The 21,826-nt window shown below is 38.7% G+C and carries 18 protein-coding genes; 6 read left to right on the top strand and 12 right to left on the bottom strand.

Features of this window, described 5'->3' with window-relative positions; translation table 11 throughout:
* Positions 1-74: 74 nt before the first annotated feature.
* Positions 75-512: a hypothetical protein gene (locus FTU05_RS00615; RefSeq protein ID WP_180106036.1), complete on the bottom strand. Its 438-nt coding sequence runs from the start codon at positions 510-512 to the stop codon at positions 75-77.
* A 161-nt stretch (positions 513-673) separates the two neighbouring features.
* Between FTU05_RS00615 and FTU05_RS00610 the strand changes: the two genes are divergently transcribed.
* Positions 674-1,309, top strand: a complete 636-nt coding sequence (locus FTU05_RS00610; protein WP_180021897.1) for a class I SAM-dependent methyltransferase — start codon at positions 674-676, stop codon at positions 1,307-1,309.
* A 101-nt stretch (positions 1,310-1,410) separates the two neighbouring features.
* Here FTU05_RS00610 and FTU05_RS00605 read toward each other — a convergent pair whose 3' ends face one another.
* Positions 1,411-2,967 (bottom strand): phospholipase D family protein, encoded by a 1,557-nt coding sequence (locus FTU05_RS00605; protein WP_180163895.1) that lies wholly within the window; start codon positions 2,965-2,967, stop codon positions 1,411-1,413.
* A 125-nt stretch (positions 2,968-3,092) separates the two neighbouring features.
* Here FTU05_RS00605 and FTU05_RS00600 point away from each other — a divergent pair, with 125 nt between their 5' ends.
* From FTU05_RS00600 to FTU05_RS00590, 3 genes are all read left to right on the top strand, one after another.
* Entirely contained in the window at positions 3,093-4,208 is a 1,116-nt protein-coding gene (locus FTU05_RS00600) for an S-(hydroxymethyl)glutathione dehydrogenase/class III alcohol dehydrogenase (protein WP_180040330.1), read from the top strand.
* 292 nt (positions 4,209-4,500) lie between these two features.
* Positions 4,501-5,520 carry a flavin reductase family protein gene (locus FTU05_RS00595; RefSeq protein ID WP_180106034.1) on the top strand — a complete coding sequence of 340 codons (1,020 nt, stop codon included), beginning with the start codon at positions 4,501-4,503 and terminating at the stop codon, positions 5,518-5,520.
* Positions 5,521-5,555: 35 nt separating this feature from the next.
* Complete coding sequence (locus FTU05_RS00590) at positions 5,556-6,725, top strand: acyl-CoA desaturase (RefSeq protein WP_180163893.1); 1,170 nt, start codon at positions 5,556-5,558, stop codon at positions 6,723-6,725.
* 122 nt (positions 6,726-6,847) lie between these two features.
* Here FTU05_RS00590 and FTU05_RS00585 read toward each other — a convergent pair whose 3' ends face one another.
* The gene (locus FTU05_RS00585; protein WP_180163891.1) at positions 6,848-8,431 is read right to left on the bottom strand and encodes an ATP-binding cassette domain-containing protein; all 1,584 of its coding nucleotides are present in this window, start codon (positions 8,429-8,431) and stop codon (positions 6,848-6,850) included.
* A 700-nt stretch (positions 8,432-9,131) separates the two neighbouring features.
* Between FTU05_RS00585 and FTU05_RS00580 the strand changes: the two genes are divergently transcribed.
* Together FTU05_RS00580 and FTU05_RS00575 are read left to right on the top strand one after the other, a co-directional pair.
* Positions 9,132-10,217, top strand: coding sequence for a 3-deoxy-7-phosphoheptulonate synthase (locus FTU05_RS00580; protein ID WP_180163889.1), 1,086 nt, complete (start codon positions 9,132-9,134; stop codon positions 10,215-10,217).
* A 270-nt stretch (positions 10,218-10,487) separates the two neighbouring features.
* Positions 10,488-11,678, top strand: coding sequence for a PilT/PilU family type 4a pilus ATPase (locus FTU05_RS00575; protein ID WP_180163887.1), 1,191 nt, complete (start codon positions 10,488-10,490; stop codon positions 11,676-11,678).
* A gap of 97 nt (positions 11,679-11,775) precedes the next feature.
* On the opposite strand, the gene gcvH is transcribed toward FTU05_RS00575, so the two are convergent.
* The 9 genes from gcvH to sstT all read right to left on the bottom strand — a co-directional run bounded on the left by gcvH (position 11,776) and on the right by sstT (position 21,667).
* Positions 11,776-12,150, bottom strand: a complete 375-nt coding sequence (gene gcvH, locus FTU05_RS00570; protein WP_078193810.1) for a glycine cleavage system protein GcvH — start codon at positions 12,148-12,150, stop codon at positions 11,776-11,778.
* A 72-nt stretch (positions 12,151-12,222) separates the two neighbouring features.
* On the bottom strand, positions 12,223-13,251 hold the full coding sequence (locus FTU05_RS00565) for an AraC family transcriptional regulator (protein WP_078190954.1): 1,029 nt from the start codon (positions 13,249-13,251) through the stop codon (positions 12,223-12,225).
* A gap of 149 nt (positions 13,252-13,400) precedes the next feature.
* Positions 13,401-13,850: a MaoC family dehydratase gene (locus FTU05_RS00560; RefSeq protein WP_180011729.1), complete on the bottom strand. Its 450-nt coding sequence runs from the start codon at positions 13,848-13,850 to the stop codon at positions 13,401-13,403.
* Positions 13,828-15,702, bottom strand: a complete 1,875-nt coding sequence (locus tag FTU05_RS00555; protein WP_180106803.1) for an ABC transporter ATP-binding protein — start codon at positions 15,700-15,702, stop codon at positions 13,828-13,830. The genes FTU05_RS00560 and FTU05_RS00555 overlap by 23 nt, the downstream gene beginning before the upstream one ends.
* Before the next feature lie 99 nt (positions 15,703-15,801).
* Complete coding sequence (locus FTU05_RS00550; protein ID WP_180163885.1) at positions 15,802-17,082, bottom strand: GGDEF domain-containing protein; 1,281 nt, start codon at positions 17,080-17,082, stop codon at positions 15,802-15,804.
* Between the two features lie 635 nt (positions 17,083-17,717).
* Positions 17,718-18,968 carry a mechanosensitive ion channel family protein gene (locus tag FTU05_RS00545; RefSeq protein ID WP_180027121.1) on the bottom strand — a complete coding sequence of 417 codons (1,251 nt, stop codon included), beginning with the start codon at positions 18,966-18,968 and terminating at the stop codon, positions 17,718-17,720.
* 247 nt (positions 18,969-19,215) lie between these two features.
* Entirely contained in the window at positions 19,216-19,752 is a 537-nt protein-coding gene (locus FTU05_RS00540; RefSeq protein ID WP_180011723.1) for a DUF2058 domain-containing protein, read from the bottom strand.
* 12 nt (positions 19,753-19,764) lie between these two features.
* Positions 19,765-20,439, bottom strand: coding sequence for a YoaK family protein (locus FTU05_RS00535; RefSeq protein ID WP_180003692.1), 675 nt, complete (start codon positions 20,437-20,439; stop codon positions 19,765-19,767).
* 34 nt (positions 20,440-20,473) lie between these two features.
* Positions 20,474-21,667, bottom strand: coding sequence for a serine/threonine transporter SstT (gene sstT, locus FTU05_RS00530; RefSeq protein WP_180054809.1), 1,194 nt, complete (start codon positions 21,665-21,667; stop codon positions 20,474-20,476).
* Positions 21,668-21,826 lie beyond the last annotated feature (159 nt).

Raw genomic sequence — 21,826 nt, 5'->3', positions numbered from 1 at the left:
CTAAAAAATGATGCAGATTTCAGGTCTGTGATTGATTACCTTTTTTAAGGCCAAACAGTTTTTCAGGCGAGGCATTAGCCATCATATTCAACATAATCCCAAAGGTTTAAACGAGCTTTAATTTCTTTGCGAATATTCGGCAGCATAGGTAGTAAAGTGCCATCGATCCATAAACTCAGTGTCTGGGATGAAACTTTTTTGTTTGCATCATCTACAATTTGCGCACCTCTCACGATCACCAAAGTTTCTTCGCTAGCTGCAGTTTCAATGCCTTTAAATAAAAGCTGTAATTCATGACCTGTATCTTGAATTAACCATTCCAACTCAATTTGGATATTGTGATTAGATTTAAGCACAGCTTGGCCTTCAATCATGTCATTGTCAGATAAGCAGTCATGCTCAACCCGAACTTTCGACAAAAACCATTCTTGATGTCCAAGTTCAGGAAGTGTCGTAAAAGGCGTTAAAATATCACTTAAATTAAATTGGCGGCTTAAATCAAAAAATTGCATTAGAAAACTTTAGGAGGAGATAAAACAAAATAAGAGGTGGATGTTAAAGCATCATCAAGTGTGAGTAAAACCTTTGCTTTTATTGAGATATTTTATGTATAAATAGCATTCAGTCTATCTAAATTAAGTCTAAGAAAATGAATTGCGAAAATAATATTCACATAAATGATGTGCACAGCCCCATAGACTTAAAAGATCCAATCGAAGCTAAACAATGGGCTGCTGAAGTCAATCTTAAACGTCCATGGCGTTATGACATCTTTCAAATGTATGTTGACTCTATTTTGGCTTTCAACCCGAATGCGCACGTGCTTGAACTCGGTTCAGGCCCAGGCTATTTGGCTGAGTTTTTAATCAATCATTGTCCAAATATTCACTACACTGCATTTGATTTTTCCGAAGCTATGCATGACTTGGCAAAAGAAAAACTAAGTGCAGCGCAACGCTTAAAATGTAATTTTATAACAGGGGATTTTAAACAATCTAATTGGGAAGAGTCACTTCAGTTTAATCAAAACAGCACCTTTGATGTGATTATTATTCATCAGGCCTTACATGAATTGAGACATAAGGCGTATGCAGCAGAGTTTCATCGGACTGTAAAAACGTTGTTAAATACACAAGGCGTGTATTTTGTATGTGATCATTTATATGCACCACATGCACAGCAAAATCATGAGTTGTATATGTCAGTTGAGGAACATTTAGCCGCGCTGAAAGCAGCCAAATATGGGCAAGTGGAATTTCTTGGCGAAATCAATGGCTTGGTTGTTTTCAAAAGCCAGCACTCATATTAACGAGACTGACTAAGACCGTTTTTGACTTGATCGAACTTATCAGATTATTTCAATAAATAGCCTCGACGAGGGCAATTCAATCATTTATCAGTACGTTGTCATTACATCATCCATTCAATCGGGAGGTATGACACTGCTTTTATACTAAATCGTTGGAATCGAGTTGTTTCAGGTTCATGGGTATAGGTTTTGGTTTTTCCATTTTTTTGATGCTCTAACCAAATGATTTCGCCGTTTTCATCCAGTTTTAATTCATACGCAATTTGCGGTAAATATTGGTTTAATGCGGCAGAAATATCGTTTTGTAATCGATCAGACTTAACGACAAGGCCAACTTCCGAATTTAAATTTGCGGAACGTGGATCAAAGTTAAATGATCCAATAAACACCATTCCGTCGATATCGAAAAATTTTGCATGCAAACTAGAGGCATTTTTGCCTTTTGCAGGGATGATATTTCCAGTTATGACCTCATACCATGTGCGTTTTGAACGCTCTATATAAGGTTTAAATTCATATAGTTTCACGCCATTTTCAAGTAAATCTTTGCGATATTTTTGATAAAACGCATGAACGACAGCGACGTCATTGGCTAAAAATGAATTGGTTAACACACGGACTTCTACATTTTTGCCTGCAAGACCCGTCAAAAAGTCAGTTCCTTGTTGCGTGGGAACAAAATAAGCTGAAACCAATTCCATACGTTCCTTGGGCTGTCCCATCAAAGTAGAAAATTGGTTATAAATTAATTCTTGCTCTTTAGCCTCACCACGAATTTTATTCGGACTATCCGCAATGAAATGTGCTTCGGCCCAATTCACCGGTATTAGTTTAAGCTGAGCCGCCAGTTGTTGCTGTGCATAGTTAATGCGCTGTTGATCTTTAGTCAACGTTGTAGAGTTTTCTTGGTATTGTTGTCTTAATTGACTTAATTCTTCTTTTGTACCTGCACCAATCCATTGCTGAACAGAATAACTTAAATCATCATTCCAAAAGTTCAAAAACACCTGATTGGCTTGTTGAATGGCTTCGCCATAGAAAAGGATATCCAAATCTGTAAATTGAAAACTTTCACTGGCATCAAAATATTCATTACTGATGTTACGACCACCAGTTACGCCCATAAAACCATCGGCAATAATTAATTTATTATGCATACGCTGGTTAATGTGCTTTAAGCGAAATGCATAATCAATGACACGTAAATTTCTGAATTTATAGGGATTAAACAGTTTGATTGAAATGTTGGGATGAGCTGAAAGGGATTGTAAGGTCGGATCGAGTTTCGTCCCGTTTTGATCATCAATTAGTAGCCTGACTGTTACCCCACGGTCAGCGGCATGCAGTAATTCTTGAAACATCAGATGCCCAATAGCATCATTTTCCCAAATATAATATTGCAAATCGATGGTGTATTTTGCATTTCGAATCAAATGTAGGCGAGAAGCAATGCTTAAGAAGGCATCATCTAATGCTAAATAAGCCGTTTGTTTTTGTTGTAATTTTTCTAAGTCTGTAGCTGACGTAATCGATTTTTCTGCATGCGATTGTATAGGGACATCTTTTTTTGACTGATTGCTAGGTAAGCTGCATCCAGTTAATAGGCTGATCGAAACAGTTAAACCGACAGTACAACTTATTTCACGTAATTGTATCATTCGAATAGCATTAATCATTCCTTAAAAAATTCATCATAACATCATGTTTTAAGGTTGTATCTAGGCTTAAAAAGAGGTTACTGTAGCTCATCTGTTACTATAAGCCATACAGGATGTTTTTAGACATGAAATCACGTGCAGCCGTTGCTTTTGGACCGGGTCAGCCTTTAGAAATTGTTGAAATTGATGTGGCACCACCTAAAGCTGGTGAGGTTTTAGTCAAAATTAGCCATACAGGTGTGTGTCATACAGATGCATTTACATTGTCGGGTGATGATCCTGAAGGCGTATTTCCAGCAATTTTAGGGCATGAAGGTGCAGGTGTTGTGGTTGAAGTCGGTGAAGGTGTGACTTCAGTGCAACCAGGTGATCATGTTATTCCACTTTATACCGCAGAATGTGGTGAATGTTTATTCTGTCAATCGGGTAAAACAAATCTTTGTGTATCTGTACGAGCGACACAAGGGAAAGGTTTAATGCCGGATGGCACAACACGTTTTTCGTATAATGGTCAGCCGATTTATCACTATATGGGCTGTTCAACATTCTCTGAATATACTGTGGTTGCAGAAGTGTCTTTGGCAAAAATTAACCCTGAAGCGAACCACGAACATGTATGTTTGTTGGGTTGCGGCGTAACAACAGGCCTTGGTGCAGTTAAAAATACCGCTAAAGTTCAGGAAGGTGACTCAGTTGCAGTCTTTGGTTTAGGTGGTATTGGTTTGGCTGTGGTACAAGGTGCTAAAAAAGCCAAAGCAGGTCGTATCATTGCCGTAGATACCAATCCTGACAAATTCAAACTGGCTGAAGAATTTGGCGCTACAGATTTTGTTAATCCAAAAGATTATGAACGTCCTGTACAGGAAGTGATTGTAGAAATGACGGGCTGGGGCGTCGACCATTCATTTGAATGTATTGGCAATACCAATGTGATGCGCTCTGCTTTGGAATGTGCTCACCGTGGTTGGGGTCAATCTGTGATTATTGGTGTGGCAGGTGCAGGTCAAGAAATTTCAACCCGTCCATTCCAATTGGTTACTGGTCGTACTTGGAAAGGCACTGCATTCGGTGGTGTTAAAGGTCGTTCACAATTACCGGGTATGGTAGAAGAAGCCATGTCAGGTGAGATCAAACTTGAACCATTCGTGACCCATACCATGGGGTTGGATAAAATCAATGAAGCGTTTGATTTAATGCATGAAGGTAAATCAATTCGCTCTGTTGTGCATTTTGAAGACTAAACATTGATTTAAATATTATTGATTTATCTACTAATCATTAAATATTAATGCGTTAACTTTCACTGTTTTAAAAACTAGGCTTTGGCCTAGTTTTTTTTATTTGTGTTGTTACGACAAATCAGAACTTCAAATTTGGATTTGCAAAAAGTGACAGATTGTTAGACATAAAATGATAAAAAATGCCAAATGATAGATTTTGTCCCGAATTCACATGGTGGGGAATTAGCACTAAACTTAATGTAAGCATAATTTAAAAAACAAATGTATATTAATGCATTATCCGAGGCAAAAAATGACAACTACAAGTTACAAGCCTGAGTGGATTCGGGAAGATTTTATTGATTTTATTGCAGAAAAATTTGATGCAATTTGGGCCTACAAACGTGTAAAAGCACAATTAGTCAAATCACGTTGTGTGGGGATCGGGTTTTATGAACTGAGTTTTTTAGCGAATCAAAATTTTAAAGCAGCAAACTATCGACCAGGCCAATGTGTTCTGGTGACAGTTGTCAAAGATGGTGTACGTCATCAACGTAGCTATAGCATCGTCGAAATCAATACATCAGGTCATGTGGTGATTGCCGTCAAACAACAAGGCAAAGTGTCCAACTGCCTGACGCAATTAAAAACAGGTGATGTTGTTGAATTATCCCAACCGCAAGGTGTGTTTGGTCTAAAGCTAAATTCGGATCGCCCAATTTTACTGCTTGCTTCAGGGAGTGGTATTACCTCAATCATGGCTTTGTTTAAACAAGCCATTCAGCTTGGACGTACAGTTGACCTGATTTACTTCAATCGAGATGATGCTTATTTGGATGAATTGATTCAACTAGCGAAGCAATCTAACCATGTACATTTACATGCGATTAATACGCTGAAAACCAAATTGCATATCTCACCAGAGGTGCTAAATCACATGGTTCCTGATTTTAAGCTGCGAGATTGCTATGCCTGTGGTGCAACGCCAATGATGCAAAGCATTGAGCAACTGTATCGTGAGTTCAAGCTTTCAGATTATTTATACACTGAATATTTTCAAATGATTGCTGATGATTCAGTACCTGCTCAACCTGTCACTTTTAGTTTAGCCCAGCAAGATTTTTTAGCAGAAGGTAACTTACTTGAAAGTGCTGAAAAAGCCGGTTTAAAACCTGCGCATGGCTGTCGGATGGGTATTTGTAATACCTGTTCGTGTACCAAATTACAGGGTTCAGTGAAAAACTTACTCACTGGCGAAATTGATCATGCGAATAACACACAAATCAAGTTATGTGTCTCTCAGGCAATTTCACCCGTACGCATTCAACTCTAACCCAAGCCGCATAAAAACAAATCAGGGGCGTCATCATGAATCAATCGATATATATTAGTCCGAATAGTAAGTCACGTTATTTATCACCCGAACAAACTGCTGAATTTGGCGAAAAAGTTGAGCAAATTCGCCGTGAAATCATCCAGAGTGTGGGTGAAAAAGATGCAGCGTATATTTATAAAATTCGCAATTTTGTCCGTTATAGCGAGATCGCATCTCGTGGCATGTTGATGTTTGCAGGCTGGATTCCACCAGTGTGGTTACTCGGCACAGGCCTATTGGGTATTTCTAAAATCGTAGAGAACATGGAACTCGGACACAATGTGATGCATGGTCAGTTTGATTGGTTAAATGACCCGAGTTTAAATGGTGCTAATTATGATTGGGATACCATTGCCACGGGCCAAGACTGGAAATATACCCATAACTATGTGCATCACACCTATACCAATATTGTCGGTATGGACCATGATGTCGGCTATGGTTTAATTCGTGTGAGTGAATCGCAAAAGTGGGAGCCACGTTTTCTTTTTAATATCCCACTGGCTGCCCAACTCATGGTTTTCTTTGAGTGGTATGTCGGCATTCAACGTTTACATTTAGAAGATGTTATTGCGTATAAAACCAAAACTTGGAAAGATGTATGGCATGAAGCGGCCGATGTACGTCAGAAAATTAAGCGCCAAGTGATTAAAGATTATGTGTTTTTCCCGCTTATTGCAGGTCCCAATGCGATTCCGGTATTTGCAGGAAATGCTGTAGCCAACGTGATTCGTAGCTTATGGGCTTCCGCTGTCATCTTTAATGGCCATTTTACAGAAGATGCGGAAAACTTTGAGATGGATAATACCGAAAATGAAACTCGAGCAGAGTGGTATCTCCGTCAAATTCGTGGCTCAAGTAATTTTAGTGGAACACAATGGTTGCATATACTCAGTGGTAATTTGAGTCACCAAATTGAACACCATTTATTTCCAGATATGCCTGCAAACCGCTATGCAGAAGCTGCACCTAAAATTAAAGCACTTTGTGAAGAATATGGTATTCACTATAACGAAGCCAGTTTTATAAAACAGTTTGCCAGCGTTTGGGTTCGCCTCGCGAAATGCTCAGTGCCGAATGACTGGAGAGCCGAGCTCAAGGAACGCTCAGCATCACTTCAGCAGCGTCTTAAACAAAAAATCATGAAGAAAATCGGGTGTTAAAATACAGTATTGTTTAGCAATATTGCCCTTAATGCTTCCAATGGATGATTTCTAAAGCATTAAATTCGCCAAAGTAGCGTTCATCTACTTTGGCTTTTTTAGATATATCTAGTGAGCAAGAGTTATTCAACTAATTGCACGCTACTCTGAATGCCACAAGATTCTACAAAATATGCATCATGTGAAACGAGGATCACCGCACCTGTATAATGCTGAATGGCTTGAGCCAATAACGCTCTAGACTCTATATCTAAGTGGTTTTCAGGTTCATCTAACAATAAAAGCTCAATATTCGATGTTAAATAATTTAAGCCCAACAAGGTCGCTTTTAAACGTTCACCACCACTTAAACAGTGAAATGGTAGTTCCGCTTTTTGACCGCGGATTCTAAGTTGACCGAGTTGATTACGCCATTCCGTTGAGGAAACATCACGATTAAACTTTGCTAGATTGTCCAAAACACTCAGTTCAGGTGATAAATCACTCAAGTTTTGGTCTAAATACAGGGTATTCACAGACAAAAATATTTCATGGCTAGACTGTGATGTGGTCTGACTCAGATACTTTAGAAATGTAGATTTACCAATACCATTTTTTCCTTTTAAATGAATTTTGTCACCTGCTTGTAAGGCCAAGTCGAAAGGTAGGTGCTGAGATGTTTTGCTATGAAAATCTTTAACTCTTAAGATTTCTCCTGTTTTTTCAGTGCGATGTTGAAAAACAAATTGCTGCTCTTTGATATGCTCAAGTTGTTGCTGTGATTGAAGCAGTTGGGTTCTCTTTTCTTCCAATTGCTTCTGCTGTTGCGTTTGAACTGTCGCGAGGCTTTGACCGGCTTGCTCTTTTTTAAAATCGAGTAAAACTTTAGCTTGGGAGCCTGACTTGCGTAGTGCATGACCTTGTTGTTCTCGTTTTTGTGCTTTCATTTGTGTTTCGTGTTGTTGTAATTTGAGTTGTTTTAACTCACGCTGATGCTGCATAGCATTACGCTGTAAGGCTTTATTTTGCAGATCATTTTTTTGAATGTATTCTTCATAGTTACCAGTAACATGCGTGACTCCAAACTCATTTAAAGCGTAGATATGCTCTACATGTTGCAGCAACTCTTGATCATGACTGACAAAAAATGCACCGGCAGGATGGTTTTTTAAGCGATCGATGAGCCATAAACGTGAAGATACATCTAAATGATTACTTGGCTCATCCAAAAGCAAATAATGGTCGGGTTTTAAAAATAATGCACACAATGCCAATTTGGTTTTTTGACCTTCACTCAGCTGAGCGACTGGGAAATTTAAATCTGTTGGAAGTGAAGCCTGCTTAAGTTGTTGCTGCCATAGTGCAGGACGGTGCCATTGGTTTTCAGTCAGCTCAAAGTCTTCAAAACTGGCATTGCCTATTTCGATACGTTGAAATGCGCTAAATAAATCTTCCACACCGAGTGCAGAAGCAATCGTGTCAGCCTCAAGTCGAGAAAATTGTGATAAATAGGCATGTGGTACATTCCATGAAATTTCACCTTCATAGGGGAGATCTTTCATATTTTGTTCATGTAAGATTTTAAGGATGCAGGACTTTCCTAAACCATTGCGACCAATACATGCCGAAAGCTGTTGTTGATTCAGGTTGAATTTCAGGTTTTTAAAAAGTTTTTTAGAAGGAAATTCCAAGCTTAATTTGGAAATTATACAAGCTGTTTGAGTCATAGATGCACCTTGCGATAGCAAAGATGCGCAACACAAATAACTAATTTGATTCTATAAAAAAGACAATATTTGAGAAAATGCAGTCGAAGTCATTAGCCATGTGTTTGCACATCAAAAAAATGGATTTGATGATGAAAAAAACAGGGCTTACTTCATTGGCAAATACTCGAATTAAAAATAAATGGAAAAAAGCTTAAGACAGCCTAATGTTGTGCAGTCTAATAAATGTTTATTTATTAATCAATACATCAAATTTTAAAAGTAGGTCGCAATAATTGAAAGTAGAGTTATTTAATACAACAAAATAGCAAAAAACTATTGTCAAACTGCTGAATACAGCGTATTTTAATTTTCAGACAGATACTTTTTGATGAAATCAAGATGTTAAAGCAACCTTTAATCTCAAACGCATATTATTACTTTTGGCAGTTTAGATAATTGCCTGAACGCGTTCGGGCATGAAAAAGGTTGCCCACCAAGTTTATACCTGATCGGCAACCCTGATCAGGTTTTTTTATGTCTTGATTTTTATAATATTTTTGGAGAAATCTCATGTTTACAGTAAAAAATTCATATTTTAGCAACGGTTATTGGTTTTACTTTAGTCAGTCTATGTCTAAAGCCTTGAAGTCCCAAAGTCCCATAACGCTCAGATAAAAGATCGGACTGTTTGTGTACACAGTCCAAAGGAATAAAACCAATGAATGCGCTAAATACAGCTTTACAACAAACTCAAAATTCAGAAATTCAACAGAAATCTACGCAGTCGAAAGAAATACTTTTGAGCTTGCCTCATCAACTGAAACAACAATTACCTTTATCTGCTCAATCAGCGGAACAAATTGCTGCACATCGTGTAACGATTCAAAATATTTTGACGGGTCAAGATCCGCGTCTAATGATTATTACAGGCCCATGTTCAATTCATGATCCAATTGCTGCTTTGGAATATGCCGAAAAATTAAAACAATTACAGACACAAGTTTCAGATCAAATTTTTCTTGTGATGCGCGCATACATTGAGAAACCACGAACTACAGTGGGCTGGAAAGGCTATATGTATGACCCAAGTTTAGATGGTTCATCTAATATGCAGTTGGGCTTAGAAAAATCACGTGAGCTGTACTTACAAATTATTGAAATGGGTTTACCGATCGCCTCTGAAATTTTAAGCCCAATGGCGACGGGTTATTTTGATGACCTTTTGGCTTGGGGTGCAATCGGTGCGCGTACCAGCGAATCACAAATTCATCGTGAAATCTCGAGTCATATGCCATACAGTATTGGTTTCAAAAACGGAACAGATGGCTCAATCCAAATTGCTCTAGATGCCATTCAATCTGCGTCCCATCCACACCAGTTCTTAGGTATGAGTCAAGCCGGCTTACCGTGTATTTTAGAATCTGTTGGCAACCCACAAGCACATTTGATTTTACGTGGCTCCAATACAGGTCCAAATTATAGTTTGGCTGAAATAGACAAAATTCGTAGTAAAGTAAAAGGCGATTTACCGGCTTTAGTGATCGATTGTAGTCATGGTAATAGCCATAAAGACCCAATGAAGCAACCTGAAGTATTACGCACTATTGTAGCGGAGCGTGAGCATACCCAAGTGCGTGGCGTGATGTTGGAAAGTCATTTAGTGGATGGTAATCAAAAAATTAGTTGTGACATGACTTATGGTCAATCTATAACAGATGGATGCTTAGGTTGGGATAAGACCATTGCTTTGATTCAACAGGTTACGAATGAACTTCGTGCATCACAAATTAAACGTAGTGCTTAACAATCCAGAGCATACTCAGTCTGAATTGATTTACCCCAAAGCCTTAGAACATTGATTGTTCTAAGGCTTTTATTTTGAAAAATCCTTTGTTGCTTACTTCAATATAAAAATTGAAATATGGCCTATATTTTAAAATATATACTGATAATTCAGTGTTTTATGTTTGAGTGAATCAAATTTTTTATGCACAATAATGTTTAAGCTCAATACAGCGCCAGAAATAATGACAATCTGTGCTTGGGTGTTTGAAATTTTATATTGGGGAAGTTGATGTACACTGCTGAATTGTTGGAAGAAGCACGCCGTTTTATGTTCCACATGTTAACCAAAGTGGTTGAATATGGTGGTTCTGATTTATTTATTACGGCAGATTTTCCACCAAGTATTAAACATCAAGGCATGATGAAACCCTTTGGGCAGCAAGCGCTTGATGCTGAGAAAACAAAGCTTTTCGCCTATAGTTTGATGAATGAGAAGCAGCGCAAAGAGTTTGAAACAGAACTAGAATGTAACTTTGCGATTAGTGTGCCAAACGTTTCGCGTTTTCGTGTCAATGTATTTCAGCAACAGTTACATGTGGGTATGGTCATTCGTACCATTACGGCAGAAATTCCAAATTTTGAAAAGCTTAAATTACCGGCTTCGCTTAAGCACGTGATTATGGAAAAACGTGGTTTAGTTTTAGTGGTTGGAGGTACAGGTTCAGGAAAATCAACCTCTTTAGCGGCGCTGATTGATTATCGAAATGAAAACAGCGCAGGGCATATCATCACTGTTGAAGACCCAGTGGAATATGTGCATAAGCATAAAAAATCAATGATTACGCATCGTGAAGTCGGTGTAGACAGTCATTCGTGGCATAACGCTTTAAAAAACACTCTAAGACAAGCGCCAGATGTGATTTTAATCGGTGAAATTCGTGACACCGAAACCATGGAACATGCGATTGCCTTTGCTGAAACAGGGCATTTATGTTTAGGCACGCTACATTCAAATAACGCCAATCAGACTCTAGATCGAATCATTAACTTCTTCCCAGAAGAGCGAAGAAATCAATTGCTTATGGATTTATCGAGCAATATGAAAGCGATTGTTTCGCAACGATTAATCCGGACTGAAGATGGTAAAGGACGCCGTGCAGCCGTTGAAATCATGTTAAATACGCCGCTTATTTCAGATGTGATTTTGAAAGGTGAGTTTCATGAACTAAAAGCGATTATGGCAAAATCTCGTGAACTTGGGATGCAAACTTTCGACCAAGCTTTATTTGATTTATATAATGACGGCGCTATTTCTTATGAAGAAGCTTTAAGAAATGCTGATTCAACCAATGAACTACGTTTGCAAATTAAACTTAAAAGTTCACGTGCAAATGGTACTTCAGCGGCTGCACAATCTTTTAGTATGGTTGAAGAAAAGAAAGAAGAACCTGAAAGTACCGAAGCTTCGGAAGAAATATAAGCTGGATATTTATGCAAATGGTATATAAGCCAATTCAGCTATCATATTGAAATAAAAAAATCAGCCTGAGGGCTGATTTTTTTGATATTAGAAATATTTACAGACCAGCTTCGTATTGCTCGCTTGTCAACAAAGCATCTACATCAGCCATATTGTCTGGTTTAATTTTATAAATCCAACCTTTGCTATAAGGTGCATCATTTACAAAATCAGGATCATCTTCAAGGTCCGGATTGACTTCAACAACCACACCAGAAACTGGAGCATGAATATCAGAAGCAGTTTTTACCGACTCAACCACACCCGCTTGTTCGCCAGCTGTGATATGTTGACCCACATCTGGTGCTTCAACATAAACTAAATCACCCAATGCGTCTTGTGCATGATCAGAAATGCCTGTAACAACAAGGTCACCTTCAATTCGCACCCATTCATGTGTACTTGCGTACTTTAAATCTGAAGGATGATTCATTGATAACTCCTTAAATCCATTAAATTCATTTTTGGCATGAGTTATACATGCTTTTTACGTAAAACAAAAGACTTATAAGTACGGATCTTTACGCCAATTGCTTGGGCTACGACCACTCCAACGCTTAAAAGCACGGCTAAAATTGGCGACATCGCTATAGCCCAATTCATCAGCAATTTGCTCTAAGGTAAAATCAGTTCGTGACAGGAGCGAAGTAGCATGACGGTAGCGAACTTCGTCAACCAATGTTGAAAATGAAGTCCCTTCGGCAGCAAGTTGGCGTTTAAGAGTTCGATCGGACATGTGTAGCCGTTCAGCAACACTTTCGATACTTAAATAGTGCTGTTCGGAGTTGGTTAAAATATCACGAACGCGCATGGCAATACGGTGACGTTCGCCCAAAGCTGAGAGTTCAGCTTCACATTGATTAATCGCGATTTGACTGGCAATCGGGTCTGCATGGACCAATTTATTGGTTAAATATTGCTTATCAAAACTAAGTAAGAGATGTGGCTGATCAAATCTAAATTGGTGGCGTGGATATTTTGCAATAAACCGCTCAAAACCTTCAGGTTGAGGAAAATCAAAATCAATTTCACCAGCAGAATAATCCACACCGGTAATTGCTTTGCCCATGCTGATCATGCCAAAAATTAAGGCAATTGAAATCTCAGTACGTAAAGGCTCAATCGTAACGTCGGTTTGTAATTGAACAGTAGCTTTGGTTCCAAAAGTCGAGAAAAAAAGCTGTAAAAAGGGCATGCGTAGCTGAATAAAACGGTTTGCCAAGACTAAGGCATCGGTTATGTCCTTCGCCGTCATGATGGCATAGCCAATAAAACCATGAATCGAGATGCGCATTTGGTTGCCTAAATGAAAACCTAATGTTGGCTCACCAGTTAAACGTAGTGCGTGCTCTACCAATTGATTGGCGATGGGTGTTGGAATACGGAAATCTGGTTCAGCCAATTGTTCGCTGTTTAATCCGAAGGGACTAAATAATGTCTCTGCAGTGTAGCCCCATCGAGAGACCACATCTAAAAGGAGCAATCCATACACTCCGGGAATACCCTGATCCTGACGGGAATTAATTGTTTTCATAGCGTTCCGTTGCAATGCGGGTTTTTCTTCTGTTCAAGGTTATATTGGCATGATTCCGTGTTATATCCCACAAAAATTGTTGGACAAACTGACTAGGCTCAACTATTTATAGCGGCCTACCTTAGCGTTGTAAAGTAGGCCGTTAAGGATTAATTCGGTTTAAAATCTTTGGAAAAGACCACAATTTTGGTCGTAGACATATAAAGAACGTCATTGTGCTGATTGAGCGCTTGCGTAACATAGGTCACAATGCCGCGGTCTGTCTTACTTTTCGACGGAGTAATTGCAAATATTTCAACTTCTACACGAATTTTATCCCCCGGACGTGTTGGGCGCGGCCAACGCAGACTTGACTCTGAGCCAATTAAGCCATAAGCCACAGGGAAACATTCAGTCCATAAGCGCATTGTTACAGCAGCAGTATGCCAACCACTTGCCGCTAGCCCTTGAAAGATCGGGTGCTGTTGGGCTTTGACTTCATCTGTATGAAATTCCTGAGGATCAAAAGCGTTGGCAAATTGCTTGATTTCTTCAACAGTCATTTCATATTCACGACTGCTAAAGTGATCACCAACTTTAAGGTCTTCCAGATACAGCATTTTCATCTTCCTTTGATTCTACTTTATGTTGTTCTATTAAAAATCCACCGGTTTGACGCTGCCACAAGTGTGCATAAATACCATTCAAAGCAACAAGCTCTTCGTGGGTGCCTTGCTCAGCAATACGTCCTTGATCCAAGACAATCAAGCGATCCATTTGCGCAATGGTTGAAAGTCGATGCGCAATGGCAATCACAGTTTTGCCTTGCATCAAATCATCTAAACTCGATTGAATCGCGGCTTCGACTTCTGAATCGAGCGCACTTGTGGCTTCATCTAAAATTAAAATCGGTGCGTCTTTTAAAAATACCCGAGCAATCGCAATACGTTGACGCTGACCACCTGATAATTTTACGCCACGTTCACCGACAAATGCGTCATAGCCACGTTGGCCACGTAAATCGATCAATTGAGGAATGAATTCGTCAGCTTTCGCTTTACGCACTGCATCATACATTTCTTCATCGGTTGCATTCGGGCGACCATATTTAATATTTTCTTCAACTGTACGATGCAATAACGAGGTGTCTTGGGTCACCAAAGCAATATTTTTTCTTAAGCTATCTTGAGTAATATCTTCTATATTTTGGCCATCAATCGAAATACGACCATGGTTGATATCGTAAAAGTGGAGTAAAAGTTGAATTAATGTTGATTTTCCGGCACCCGAACGCCCGACAATACCGATTTTTTCACCTGGTCGAATGGTTAAATTAAATTGATCGATGACATTTTTATCATTATAAGCAAAACTGACGTCCTCAAATTTAATTTCGCCTTGCGGTACTTTTAAGTCGGTTGCATCAGCTTTGTCTTGAATATGAATTGGGCGGCCCATGGTTTTCATCCCATCTTGAATGGTCCCGACATTTTCAAATAGGGCAGATGTTTGCCACATCATAAACTCGGAAATACTACTGAGTTTTAAAATCATGGCGGTCGCTGCTGCAATGACCCCAAGCTCAGCTTGACCATCCATCCAGAGCCAAACGGCTGTTCCAAGTACGCCACCATATAAAACAATGATCAGCAAATTCGTCGCGATGTTGTATTTTGCAGCAAGTCGCATTTGCTTATACACCGTCACCATAAATTCTTTCATTGAGGCTTTGGCATATTGGCTTTCACGGCCTGCATGGGCAAACAATTTCACCGTTTGAATATTGGTGTAGGCATCGGTGACACGACCAGTCATTACTGCGCGTGCATTGGCTTGTTCATTTGAAATTTTGCTCAATTTTGGGATGAAATAGCATGCAGAACCAATAAATAAAGCCAGCCAAAGTAATAACGGAACAATCAACAGTGGCGATATAGCACCTAAAATGACGGTGATCGAAATCAGGTAAATGAAGACATAGGCCAACATATCCCCAAGAATAATCCAAAACTCACGTACAGCCAGTGAAGTTTGCATGACTTTGGCAGATAAACGACCTGCAAAGTCGTTGTGGAAGAAATCTAAACTTTGTTTCAGTAATAAGTTATGAAATCTCCAACGTAGGCGCATTGGAAAGGTACTGTATAAAATCTGATGTTTAATAATAGTTTGAAGGCAAGAAAAGAAGATATTTGCCAATAAAATAAAGCTTAAAATGGTCAGATTGGTCTGGTGCTGCTGTAAAAAGGTTTCAGGTTGAGACTTACTGATCCAATTGACTAATTCACCAATTTTGGCATAAAGCAGTGCTTCAAAACTCGCTACACCAGCTGTACAGAGTACCAATAACAAGAGGTATTTTTTTACACCCGTTGCAGCTTGCCATACAAAGGGGAAAAATTTTGTCGGCAATGGTTTATTCAAGTCCTGTTCAGGATAAGCGTCAACTAAATTTTCAAACCATTTAAGCATGCAGATAACCTGAGAATTTTACTGTAATTAATCTTTCTTTCTTCAGCTCTGAGTGTAATGGATTCGCTGGTTTTTCTCCATTTTGATTTGTTTATTTACTTAAAAAGCTTGGCTGCAAAAATTCATAAAATTAAAATGCACAACCCGATTACGACCTTGGCGTTTTGCTTCATATAAAGCAATATCGGCTTGTTTAATTAACTGATCAAGTTTGGCGTGGTTAGGGTCAATTTTGGAAACACCAATGGAGATCGAAAATTTCACCAATTGACCATCCATATGAAATTGATATTGTTCCATTTTATGTCTTAACCGTTCAGCAATTTTTAATGCATCTTCTGGGACAGTAAAAGGTAAAAGTACAATAAATTCTTCACCTCCAAAACGTGCCAACATATCGTAAAACCGCATTTCTTTACGTGCAATTTCAGCAATTTGGCATAGCACTTGATCGCCGACATCATGTCCGTATTGATCATTAATCGCTTTAAAATGATCGACATCAAAAATCAATAGACTGGTGCAGACCGTCATCGGGGTTTCTTGGATTTTTTTATTGGCGGCATGTACAAATTGGCGACGATTACTTAACTGGGTTAATTCATCCGTATGGGCAATTTTGCGCAGGGTATGAAAGTTCCAGTCATCTAGCAGCGCTCTTAGAAACGTTTTACGAGAGTTCAGCGTTGAGTTCCAGCAGATATACATACTGAATAGCAGCACAGGAATATACACCAATAAAAAAATCGTAAAATCACCAAAATCATTAATGCGCCATGCGCCAAAAAGTATCGCTGCCGAGATCATGGCAGAGGTCATGATCGAAGGGCGAAAATGCACATGAATATTTAAATTACCCAATACAATCAAAATAATGGCGGCATATTGATAGCTATGAACCAGTTCATTTTTCGACTGAAGTAATATCTCAAACCAGAGAATTGCTGAAATGCAAGTGGCGAGTGGCAAAATCAAATCCAGCAATTTAATCTGTTTGATATATTTAAACAGAACATAGTTCAGGCTAAATGCACCAATAATAGCAATGATACGAATCACACCTGAAAGCATTTCTACGTCTGGCAGCACATAGCGATCTGCCCAAAAATAGATTAAAAATGCCAATTGAGCGAAATAGTTGACCTGCTTTAAATAGTCTTTTTGGTTGTAGTACAAAAATTTGTAATAAGCATTTTTAAACTGTGCAGGGATACGTGCAATCGGGTCGGATAAAGCACGCTCAATACGGACACGATTCTCTAAGTCACATGCTTCTGCCTGTATGAGCGTATGTTTGGCAGAAGTGCGATTAATCGATTCTATGAGTAATTGTGATTCGTTTTTAACTGATTTCTGAGAAGGTTTCTTGGGGCCTTCCATGACCAAGCTCCTATTTTAGAAGCGTTTTTATGCAACTGTTAACAAATAGTATCTAAAATTGTCTACATTTGTATAGTATTTGTTTGGGTTTTTTTAATTACTGATGTTACGCAGTAACACCAGAAGCGTAATTTGATTTAAATAAAAGTATGATACGCGGTAACGTCATCCGCAAGTGTTTGAGACAGCACTTCTTCTAATCAAAAATGTTTTTGCGATACTTTGAATAATTTGACGCTAGTGAACGAGTTTTGCGGATGACAATGGTTTTGGGTGCTTTTGCCAAAACAAAAGTACCTCCAGCCGAAGGCTAATCCCTTTATTCACCCCCTAGATGTAAGACTCCGTCGAATAGAATTAAAAATCATTTTTAAAATGTGAAATTACTGTTATGTGCGTAACATCAGTTAATTATTTTTAGTTGTTTCAGATGCATTATATTTTTAGGAAATTATACGATCAGCGCATTTATCTAGCCTGCTCTAAATCCTTGCATTGCGCGATAAACAAGCACTAGCAGATGTCGAATAGCTTTTAAAGAAAACGCTCCCAATATATATTCAATCGACATTGTGAATTCTTTAACCTAAAGAATTTCTTCTTCAAATATACATGGGGAGATGCGCAATTAAGTCTTAGCTTTTATCAACATTTGGTTGAACGAGGGCTTTAAAATCGGCACTAGAAGGGGCTTGATAGATTTTAAGTCCAAACTCAGGTGTGATTGCGATCAGATGGTCAAAGATATCCGATTGAATCGCTTCATAATCTTTCCATGCAATAGTTTTACTAAAAGCATAAATCTCTAAAGGAATGCCTTCACTCGTGGGTTGTAACTGACGCACCAAAATCGTTTGGTGTTGGGCAATGCCTGAATGCTGTTGTAAATAAAATTCTACATAGGCACGAAAGGTCCCAAGATTGGTTAAACGGCGCTGATTATATTGCGACTGATTGGAAAGTTGCTGATTAAACTGAGCAAGCTCTTCATGCTTATGATCAAGATATTGATCTAATAATAAAAATTCTTTGAGTTTATTTTGCTCATCCTGAGTCATGAAATGAATAGAGCTTTGATCGATATAAAGTGAGCGTTTGATGCGGCGTACACCGGACTGTGCCATACCACGCCAGTTTTTAAAGGTGTCTGTCACCAGTTTATTGGTTGGAATCGTGGTAAAGGTCTTATCAAAGTTCTGTACAGTAATGGTATGTAATGACATATCAATGACATCGCCATCCGCATTGAGCGAGGGCATTTCAATCCAGTCACCAATTCGCACCATGTCATAAGAAGAAATTTGTACCGAAGCCACCAGTGACAAAATGGTATTTTGGAAGACCAACATCAGTACAGCCGCCATAGCACCGAAGCCTGCGAGTAATGTAAATACATCTTTTTTCAGAAAAGTACCTAAGATCATTAGGCCACAAACCAAAAAGATGATCAATTTGACCAACTGCAAATAGCCTTTAATTGGTTTGTTTCTAGATTTTGGATTACGTTGATAAATCAGATTAAAAATATTTAGTAATTCAGAAATGGCTAAAGCAATGGTCAGGAAGATAAAGGCCTGACAAGCCATTTGAACGATTGAGATAAACTTCACAGATAAATGTGGGACTGTGGTTATGCCATTTAAGATTACAATTGCTGGAACAATGTTGGCAAAGCGTTTAATCACACTATGTTCTGACAAAATTTGACTGTGGCTAAAGGCCATTTTAGACACGAGCTTACGAATACCACGTACCACAATTTGCTTGGCGATAAAATTTGCAATGATGGCAAAAATAATAATGAAACTGAGCGATGTCAGCATTTCTAACCAAGGGTATTGATCTGACCAATCTTGAATATTTTTAATGAACTGAAATTTTTCCAAAATTATCCTACTCTTATTGAAGTAAATGAAAGGGTTAATGATCAAACTATTGTAATTGTGGTGATTATATAAGCAATTTTATACTCGTAAAATTTACGGAGTTACGACATGTATAGTCCATAATGTTACTTATTGGGTGCTAAGGAATGATTTTTTGAAGGTATAACCGATATTTATGGACTGAAAAAGATTAATGTTGATAAAAAAAAGCCCCCGAATCGGGAGCTTCATTGGCGATTTGAAGTGCTTACCACATTAAATCATCAGGAATTACATAAGCTGCATACGGATCTTCTTCATCCGTGGTTTGTTCATTCACTTCAGAATTATTCACAATAATAAAGCCTTCCATTTTCGCATTAATACGGTCGGCTAATTCTTTTGGTAAAAAAGCATAGTTGCTATTTTCCCGTGCAATAACAAGACTGCCAGCAACCAAGGCATTATAAATTTGCTGATTGATATAAAGCTTTTTGATCTTGGCATCATCGATAAATTGATAGGTCGATTCGCCATCGGTATCACGAATTTTATGCTGATTAATCATTTGCATGATGGCAGCTTTTAATTCTTTTTCTTGCAACACTGCTTTACGATCTTGCTCTAAAGCATGATCTTTTGCGATTTTTTGCTGCTGATCTTGCTCAATTTTCGCCTTGATTTCAGCATCTTTACTTTCACCGGTACGTTTTTCATGTACGGCTTGTTTAGACAATTTTTTTGCCTTTTTATTATCGACCAGACCTGCTTTAAGCAGTTGCGCCTGTAATGCATTTTTAACCATAGTACGTTCCAACTAATCGTGTATATGTCGATAATGAAAATAGATGATCCAATATACTGCGCTCATGACTAAACTGAGTGCGGCAGGAATCAGGAATGCGTTTAATTTTAAATAAGGATAAAGCCAACTGGCAAGTATGCCACCGACGATAAATCCCGCTAAAATTAATAAATGTAAGACCACACGTTTAGACTCAACCGAAAGTCCACGAGCTTTATAACCCAAAGCCAAACCTAAGTCCGTCAAAACACCAGAGAGGTGTGTGGTACGAATAATGGTGCCTTTATAGTGGCTGACCATTGCATTTTGTACACCCATCGCCACGCATGCCCAAAGCAAAGCATAACGTGGAAAATAGGGTAATAGCAGCCAACACAGGACAATAAAAAAAGCCACCAAGCTTAATGGGACGCCATAACGTCGGGTTAAGCTAAAGTGACTATTTCCAAGAATAAGCCCACTATAAAATGAGCCAATCACATAACAGAGCAAGACTAAAATCAAATAAATAATCGTAGCTGGCTGCCATGCAATGAAGGCCATGGCTAACATACTGACATTACCCGTCATGTGAGATACCGACTGGTGCAAGATCGTCACCAGCCCGAGTACATTAATCATTCCTGCATTCACTGCGAGAAAAAAAGCACCCAGTTGTATCCAAAGCGGTAAAGTTTGAAAAGGCATGGCCTCGCCTTAAAAAGTATCCAATATCAGGATATTATCTTAAACCACGGTCTACTGCAGCTGTAAATAATACGTCAGTCGAAGAGTTTAAAGCTGTTTCAGTTGAATCTTGAAGTACACTAATGACCATACCAATGGCAACAACTTGCATCGCGATATCGCTTGAAATACCAAACAGGCCACAAGCCACTGGAATAAGTAGCAATGAACCACCAGCAACACCTGAAGCACCACATGCAGAAACGGTAGCAACGACTGATAAAATCAACATGGTGCTGAAATCAACAGAAATGCCCAAAGTATGAACTGCTGCTAGAGTGAGGACTGTAATTGTGACTGATGCACCTGCCATATTGACAGTTGCACCTAAAGGAATTGCTACACTTGCAGTTGATTCGGGGACACCAAGACGCTTTGCAAGGTCAAGGTTTACAGGAATGTTTGCAGCTGAACTACGTGTAAAGAATGCAGTGATACCACTTTCGCGTAGGCATTGGAAAACCAATGGGAACGGGTTTGAGCGAGTCATAAATGCCACCATTAGTGGGTTAATGACCAAAGCTACAAAAAACATGGTACCGAGTAATACAGCAAGTAAGTGCGCATAACTAACAAGCGTTTTTAGACCTGAGTCGGCAAATGTAACAGCAACCAAACCGAAGATACCGACAGGTGCAAAGTTAATCACTAAACGGATTACTTTATTCACTGCATCAGCAGCGTCAGATAAAAAGACTTTGGTGTTCTCTGATGCATGACGAAATGCAATACCTAAGGCAACAGCCCAAGCCAAAATACCAATGAAATTTGCTTCAGAAATTGCTGTAACAGGGTTTGCGACAAAACTTAATAATAAGTTTTTCAATATTTCAGCAAGACTGCCTGGCGGCACAAGGTTTTCTGCAGCAACATCAAGAATTAATGTACTTGGGAATAAAAGGCTTGCTACTACTGAACTTAAAGCAGCAAGGAACATACCAATAGCGTACATCAACATAATCGGTTTAATGTAAGAATTACTGCTGCCCACTTTGAAATTTGCAATGGATGACAGTACAAGTACAAAGACCAGTATCGGTGCTACGGATTTCAATGCCTTAATGAATAAATCACCAAGCAAACTTAAATAGGGTGCAACGCCCGGAGCGACGACAGCAACCAATACACCTAAAATAATGGCGATAATAATTCGGGTTACTAAACTCAAGCGTGTAAATGCTGAAAACATAGGAGAGCCTTGTCAGAATTACAATGACAAAATGATGAAAATTAGCCCTGTATTTTATACGAAAATGTGGAATGCTTAAAAAATAATTTAATTTAAAAATAAAACTTTGTTTTTTATAATCTATTTTTGTGTATTAAAATGTAAACCCTTCAAAACTCA

It is taken from the genome of Acinetobacter sp. YH12049, assembly GCF_013419875.1.
Classification (GTDB): Bacteria; Pseudomonadota; Gammaproteobacteria; order Pseudomonadales; family Moraxellaceae; genus Acinetobacter; species Acinetobacter amyesii.
The sequence above is the reverse complement of the archived record's forward strand: the minus strand, read 5'-3'. Positions and strand labels throughout refer to the sequence as shown.